This is a genomic window from Sphingobium sp. CCH11-B1 (assembly GCF_001556865.1).
Lineage (GTDB): Bacteria > Pseudomonadota > Alphaproteobacteria > Sphingomonadales > Sphingomonadaceae > Sphingobium.
Map to the genome: position 1 here is coordinate 1 of NZ_LSJY01000109.1, position 6,108 is coordinate 6,108.

General features: G+C 64.6%; 12 protein-coding genes and 1 pseudogene. 10 read left to right on the forward strand and 3 right to left on the reverse strand.

Translation table 11 applies throughout. The features are described from left to right. Window positions 1-22: 22 nt before the first annotated feature. The gene (locus AX724_RS11540) at window positions 23-928 is read left to right on the forward strand and encodes a replication initiator protein A (RefSeq protein ID WP_082733493.1); all 906 of its coding nucleotides are present in this window, start codon (window positions 23-25) and stop codon (window positions 926-928) included. 63 nt (window positions 929-991) lie between these two features. Here the strand turns inward: AX724_RS11540 and AX724_RS11545 are convergent, their stop codons facing one another. The 3 genes from AX724_RS11545 to AX724_RS11555 form a co-directional block, all read right to left on the reverse strand. Next, window positions 992-1,306 (reverse strand): ribbon-helix-helix domain-containing protein, encoded by a 315-nt coding sequence (locus tag AX724_RS11545; RefSeq protein WP_007686146.1) that lies wholly within the window; start codon window positions 1,304-1,306, stop codon window positions 992-994. Beyond that, entirely contained in the window at window positions 1,303-1,956 is a 654-nt protein-coding gene (parA, locus tag AX724_RS11550; RefSeq protein ID WP_007686145.1) for a ParA family partition ATPase, read from the reverse strand. Before parA ends, AX724_RS11545 begins: the two co-directional genes overlap by 4 nt. Window positions 1,957-2,082: 126 nt before the next feature. Beyond that, window positions 2,083-2,724 (reverse strand): SprT-like domain-containing protein, encoded by a 642-nt coding sequence (locus AX724_RS11555; protein WP_008831324.1) that lies wholly within the window; start codon window positions 2,722-2,724, stop codon window positions 2,083-2,085. A 414-nt stretch (window positions 2,725-3,138) separates the two neighbouring features. Between AX724_RS11555 and AX724_RS11560 the strand changes: the two genes are divergently transcribed. The 9 genes and pseudogenes from AX724_RS11560 to AX724_RS11600 all read left to right on the forward strand — a co-directional run. Next, complete coding sequence (locus AX724_RS11560; RefSeq protein WP_007685985.1) at window positions 3,139-3,420, forward strand: type II toxin-antitoxin system RelB/DinJ family antitoxin; 282 nt, start codon at window positions 3,139-3,141, stop codon at window positions 3,418-3,420. Continuing rightward, window positions 3,389-3,709 carry a type II toxin-antitoxin system YafQ family toxin gene (locus tag AX724_RS11565; protein WP_007685988.1) on the forward strand — a complete coding sequence of 107 codons (321 nt, stop codon included), beginning with the start codon at window positions 3,389-3,391 and terminating at the stop codon, window positions 3,707-3,709. Before AX724_RS11560 ends, AX724_RS11565 begins: the two co-directional genes overlap by 32 nt. A 35-nt stretch (window positions 3,710-3,744) precedes the next feature. After that, entirely contained in the window at window positions 3,745-4,164 is a 420-nt protein-coding gene (locus AX724_RS11570; RefSeq protein ID WP_007685989.1) for a helix-turn-helix domain-containing protein, read from the forward strand. A gap of 51 nt (window positions 4,165-4,215) precedes the next feature. Then, window positions 4,216-4,377 (forward strand): helix-turn-helix domain-containing protein, encoded by a 162-nt coding sequence (locus AX724_RS11575; protein WP_015449421.1) that lies wholly within the window; start codon window positions 4,216-4,218, stop codon window positions 4,375-4,377. Window positions 4,378-4,390: 13 nt separating this feature from the next. Then, entirely contained in the window at window positions 4,391-4,597 is a 207-nt protein-coding gene (locus AX724_RS11580) for a hypothetical protein (protein ID WP_008831325.1), read from the forward strand. Further along, window positions 4,584-4,880, forward strand: a complete 297-nt coding sequence (locus AX724_RS24035) for a hypothetical protein (protein WP_197421554.1) — start codon at window positions 4,584-4,586, stop codon at window positions 4,878-4,880. The genes AX724_RS11580 and AX724_RS24035 overlap by 14 nt, the downstream gene beginning before the upstream one ends. Window positions 4,881-4,933: 53 nt before the next feature. Beyond that, window positions 4,934-5,161: a DUF4160 domain-containing protein gene (locus AX724_RS11590; protein WP_020817904.1), complete on the forward strand. Its 228-nt coding sequence runs from the start codon at window positions 4,934-4,936 to the stop codon at window positions 5,159-5,161. Further along, complete coding sequence (locus tag AX724_RS11595) at window positions 5,158-5,610, forward strand: DUF2442 domain-containing protein (protein ID WP_008831328.1); 453 nt, start codon at window positions 5,158-5,160, stop codon at window positions 5,608-5,610. Before AX724_RS11590 ends, AX724_RS11595 begins: the two co-directional genes overlap by 4 nt. 6 nt (window positions 5,611-5,616) lie before the next feature. Then, window positions 5,617-6,054 (forward strand): annotated as a pseudogene (locus tag AX724_RS11600) (histidine phosphatase family protein); the annotation flags it as partial. Window positions 6,055-6,108: the final 54 nt, after the last annotated feature.

Consider the following 6,108-nt stretch of genomic DNA (forward strand, 5'->3'; position numbering starts at 1 on the left):
GTCCGTCCAATCTCCGCCAAGCATGCTCAAGCTTCACGATTTTTGCAACAGAGCCATCGAGATTATCCCCTCGGGCAAGGGGCTGGCGACGATCCACGACAAGGACATATTGATCTACTGCATTTCGCAGCTCGTCGCGAAGATGAACCAGGGCGAGCAACCTAGCCGCACGGTGCGCCTGCAAGCCTATGACATGCTCGTCGCCACCAACCGGCAAACCAGCGGCGAAGGCTATCGACTGATGGCCGACGCCCTCACCCGCCTGCGCGGGACCACGGTGCGGACCAATATTCAAACGGGCGGTGTCGAAGAAACGCGGATTTTCGGCCTGATCGAAGAGGCCAAGATCACGCGCAAGACGTTCGATGGCCGGATGCTCGATCTCGAAATCACCCTGTCGGATTGGGTCTATCGCTCGGTCATCAGCAAGAACGTCCTGACGCTCCACCGCGACTATTTCCGGCTCCGCAAGCCGTTCGAGCGGCGCATGTATGAACTGGCGCGCAAGCATTGCGGCGTGAAGGACGAATGGAAGATCGGCCTAGAGTTGCTACAGAAGAAATGCGGCTCGAACAGCCCGCTCCGAGTGTTCCGGGCCTTGGTCAAGAAGGTCTGCGAGCATGACGCCGATCACGGCCATTTCCCCGACTATGCGGTGACGATGGATGATGACGTGATCTTGTTCCGCAACCGCTCGGGCCTCAAATCCAAGCCCGATCCGGTCGCCAGCGCCGGCGACGATGCGCCCTATATCGACCCGGAAACCATGCACGACGCCAAGACGGCCGCGCCAGGCTATGACGTGTATGCGCTCTATGACGAATGGGTGTCGTGGTGGCACGACATGGGCAAGCCCGAACTCAAAAGCCCTGCCGGGGCCTTCCTCGGCTTCTGCAAGAAACGGCACGAACGCAAACCACTACGCTGATCCCCTGCTCTATGCGGGCAAGCGGCCATGTTTACTTACCCGCATGTTTGCATGTGGACATGCTCACTTGCCTACAGGGCTTTCCCCCATCTTGCGAAGCCAGTCGTTGAACGCCTCGGCCATCGCGTCCTGTAGGCTCATGCCGTGCTTGCGGGCGGTCATGTGCATGGCGAAGGACATTTCCGGGCTGAAATAGCCCGTCATGGCCTTCTTGCCCTGACGGCTCGGCGCAACCGGGTTGCTGCTCGATCCGCTGCCGGAGCCTGCGCCAGTGCCACGGGCGATCGGCGCGGCCGCCCTCCCCTCCGGCTCGACCATCGCCGGCGCTGGCGCTGCATCGCGATCCCGCAATGCGAGCAATGATCCCTTCCGGCTCATGCGTTGGCCCTCCGCTTCCTAGATGCTTGCATGTTTACATGCTCGCATGTCCACTTGTAAAGCTGGCGCACCTCATCGGCCGCCTTGCCGCTCGGCTCGATCTCCATCGCCGTCTTGCCCTCGGCCGCCGCGTGGCGAAAGGCGGCGCGATCCGCGATATGGTGGGGGCAGGCGTCAAGCCCATAATCCTGCACGAGCTGCGCGGCTTCGTCATACATGCGCGGCGCGGTCGGGCTTCCCGCCGTGAAGATCACGAAAGCAGGCTTGCCGCGCATCTTCACAAGGCTGGCGGTCGTCTTGATCGCCGCCAAATCGAACGCGCTGGGGCGGCAAGGGATCAACACTAGGTCGGCCGCCTCGACGGCGGCGCTGGCGGCGCTGTCGGCGTGGGGCGGGGTGTCGATTACGATGAACGCCGCGCCCTGGCCCGTCGCCTGCTCGATCTTGGCGGCAAGGCGAGGGGGCGCGCTGTCGATCACGACCGGGGGCGCATCCTGTCGCCATGCCGCCCACTGGCTCGCCGTCGCCTGCGGGTCGACGTCGATCACAAGGGCGGTATGCCCGGAATCCTCGGCGGCGGCGGCCAGGTGCAAGGCGAGGGTGGTTTTCCCCGCGCCGCCCTTCTGGCTGATGATCGCGATTGTTGGCATGTGAATATCCTTACATGATCGCATGTTTGCATGTGGTCATACTGGCTTGCTCCGGTTGCGTCAACGAAACCCCGAACTGGCGCGCAGCGTCAATGAAACCCCGAATTGCGGGGAGGGGAGGGCGGTCTAGCCGTCGTCGCCGCCCTCATCCTCGCTGCCGTCGTCCAGCGGCTCATGCTCCATGCGGCCGTGATCCTCGATCGGGCAAAGCGGCGCTCCGGCCAGCTCAAGCCATTTGCGCGCGGTCCTCACGGTATAGCCGCACGTCGCGCACTCGCATTTGAGCATCCGGGTTTTCTGCTTCTTCGGCGCGGTCGACTCCCCATCGGTGTCGAGACGGGCATGGGGGAGGGGGCCAACGGCGTCCAAGATCGGCGCGACGGCCGCAAGAAACGCCTCGCCGGGGGTGGTGGCGCGCATCGGCCCGACGAGCCCCAGCCCCAGCGCGATCCGTTTAAACGCTTTCCCATGCCCTGCCGGGATGCCGACGGCGGCATGGACCAGCTCATGCGCGAGGATGGCCGCGATCTGCGCCGGCATGGCGTCAGGCGCGTGCGCGAGGTCGGGCCGGATGAAGATTTCAAAATGCCCGTCCGCGCTCAGCCGGTTATCCCAGCACTCGCCGATCGCCTTGCCCTTCCGGCCCGAGCTGGTGAAGCCGATCGCCACGCGGATACGCGCGGGCAGGGGAGCGTCCAACGCCGCGAACAAGGGGGCCATGCCCGCCGCCACCCGATTGAGCCAGCTTTCCCGGTTGTCCTGTTCCATACCTTCTACTCCCTTCAAATCGCCCTGCGGGGCGATGGCTGCGGCCATCGCTCCCGAGTTCGCGCGGAGCAGCCGGCGAGAGAGGGGGGCAGCGGGAATCTGCGGGAGTGGTGCGGGCGGGCGCTTCGCGCCAACCCGGTCCCGCTGATTGCCGTTGCTGGGGAGAGGCGGCCGGGACCGCCTTTCCCCATGCGAACGAACATCATGCCGGCGCACGCCGGCACCATGCCCGAGATCCGCTTGCGATCTCGGCCCCGCCATGTGGGTCGTCACCTTCGGCCAAGACCGCTTGCGGGCTTGGGGAGCGAAGCGAGTAGAGCCACGGTGCCGCGCAGCGGCAGGCGCAGTCTCCTCGCCTAGATTGAAATTGTTGCTCAAATGAGCTACATCGTTCGTCTGACTAGGGAGATTCCAATGGCTGCTACCGCGTTCGTGCGTGCGCGCATCGACGAAACATTGAAGGATGAAGCCGCCGCCGTCCTAGCCGAGCTGGGGCTGACGGTTTCCGATGTGGTCCGCATGACGCTTACGCGGGTCGCCAAGGACCATGCCTTGCCGTTCGAGCTGAAGGTGCCCAACGCCGAGACGCGCGCCGCGATCGAATCGTCCCGCGCGACCATGAAGGCGCGTCGTGCGCGCTTCACCGATCCCAAGGAACTGTTCGATGCCCTCGACCAAGAAGCCCGCCAGCAGTAAGCGGGCTTCGTTCCCAAGAGAGGCATCCTACGAAAAGCGGTTCGTCAAGGATTGGGAGCGGCTGTCGCGCAGCGGCCGCTACAACATGAACCAGCTCAAGGAAGCGATGATGCTGCTCATCGCCAACGATGCGCCGCTTGGCCCGGAATGGCTGGACCACGCCCTCAAGGGCGATTGGAGCGATCATCGCGAGTGCCATATCGGCGGCGATTTCCTGCTGATCTACACGATTGAGGGCAATCTGGTGAACTTCGTGCGCGCGGGAACCCATTCGGAACTGTTCGAGTAATCGGCTCGACGGCCGAACGTTTGGAAGGCAGGGCAATGAACGCCGACGACATGAAGGTCGAAACCTTCGCCTGCGTCTTTGACGCAATCGCCGACACGCCGGAGGAGGCGACGGAGTTGAGGACGCGCGCGGACCTGATGCGGGGCATCACCGCGCGGGTGAAGTCGTGGGACGTGCCGCTGGGCGAGGCCGCCAAGCGGCTCGGGCTGACGCCGCCCCGCCTCAACGACCTCCTGCGCGGGAAGTTTAACAGATTCTCGCTGGATGACCTGATGACCGCCGCGACGGCGGCGGGCATCGCGCCGCCGGCACCGCGCAAAAGCTCGTGGGATGACCTGCGCGGGATAGTGAAGGGCAACGGCGCGCGGTTCACGATCGAGGAAATCAACGACGCCATCGCCGAAGCCGGCGCAGCAGCCGGCATGGCCGGGATGAACGACCATGACGGGGACTGATCGAAACGGCGAAATCCTTTATCCACCGATGGAGGCGGCCGAAATCCGGCGGTGCGCCAGGAGAGCGGTTTGAGCCAGGCCGGGTTTGCGCGCTTGCTGTGGGCGCACAAGCGCACGGTCCAGCGCTGGGAGGCCGGCACGATGCGGCCGACTGGCGCGGCGCTCGCCTTGCTGACGCTGGTGAAGCGGCGCGGCATCCAGATTCTCACCTAGAAGGATTGATAGAATGGCCGGCCATCGCCCCTTTTCCGATCTTATGAAAGATTGGAGTCCCGAGCGCCGCGCGCGTAATGAGGCCCATAAGGCGAAGTTGGAGGCCGAGTTGATGGGCCGCGCTGCTACGCGCGATGCGATCGAAGAACTGGAAGCTGGCAAGGGCGTGCGCTTCACCAGCGTTGAGGCGCTTATGTCTGATCTCCATGATGACGATTGATCGACCCGAAACGGCGGCCGAGTTTTTCGCGCGGCGCTCCAAAGGTCGTGCGGTGGGTGATCTCGACCGCATTCTCGACAAGGTGCCTGATCGGCCGCCGGAACCCGGCGACGAATTGAAGGCTGGACGCCCGATCGCCTACATCGCCGGTAATCGGCGAGGGTGCCGCGAGATCCGCGCACGCGATCTCGCCCGCCATGTGGGCCGGAACCTTGGGCCAGGACCGCTTGCGGGCTTGGGGAGCGCAACGAGTAGGGCCACGGTGCCAGCGCCAGGCGCTTAGATCATTTTGGCTATCAGCCTTGCACTAGTGCAACCTTTGCACTACATTGAAGCATGGTCACGATGTTTCGCGGTCCCCGCTGGAAAATTGCCGTCTATGGCCGCGATCATGGCGTGCCGCATTTCCACATCGAAGGCCCGGATTTCCGCTGCTCGGTGGCGATTGCATCGTTTGACGTGATCGTGGGCACCGTGTCGGCGGCGGTCTTGAAGGACGCATTGGAATGGGCGCGGCCTAATCAGGCTTTGCTCATGCAGACGTGGCAGGAGTTGAACGGATGAACATCACCGACAAGGCCCGCACCATTACCGCCGTGCGCGCGACCGGGCCGTCATCGCTGCATCTGTCCTGGTCGGAAGGGACGGCGGCTGATCTCGATCTTGGCGCGGTCCTCGCCGATCGCGCCTTTGCCGCGCTGCGCGATCCGGGCGAGTTCGCCAAGGTCGAAGTGGGCGATTGGGGTCATAGCCTGGCCTGGCCTTCGGGTGCGGAGCTGGGCGCGGACATGCTGTGGCTCGAAACGCTGTCGGCAACCGGGCATGGCGATGTGCGCGCCTTCCTCGAATGGCGGCTGCGCCATGCGCTGTCGCTGTCGAAGGCGGCCGATGCGCTTGGCGTCTCGCGCCGCATGGTCGCCTACTACTCCAACGGCGAAAAGAAGGTGCCGAAACCAATCTTGCTGGCGTGCCGGGGCTGGGAAGCCAGCAATGGGCTATACCGGGCCGCCTAACCGGACATGAGAGCGATCTTCATCCGCCACGGCGAAAACACCGGCAACGCCGGCGTGCCCTGCCACGATCTCGCGACGATCGCGCTGACGGAGCGCGGCCACGAACAGGCGCGCGCGGTCGCGGCGAGCTGGACGCAAGCGCCCGCGCTCATCGTCACCTCGCCCTATACCCGCACCCGGCAGACGGCCGCGCCGACGATCGCGCGCTTTCCAGGCGTGCCGGTGGAAGTGTGGCCGATCGAAGAGTTCACCTATTTGCAACCTGCGCGCTGGAACGGCACGCGCAGCGCCGAACGGATGCCGCACCTAGAACGCTATTGGCGCGAGGCCGATCCTGACTACTGCGACGGGGAAGGGGCGGAGAGTTTCAGCACCCTGTTACGGCGCTGCGAGGCGGCGCTAACGCGCCTCGCCGCCATGCCTGCGGGATCGCTGGCCTATGTGGGGTCATTTGCGGGAGGGGGCGAAATCCTACGCTAAGCCGAGGACGCGCTTGCC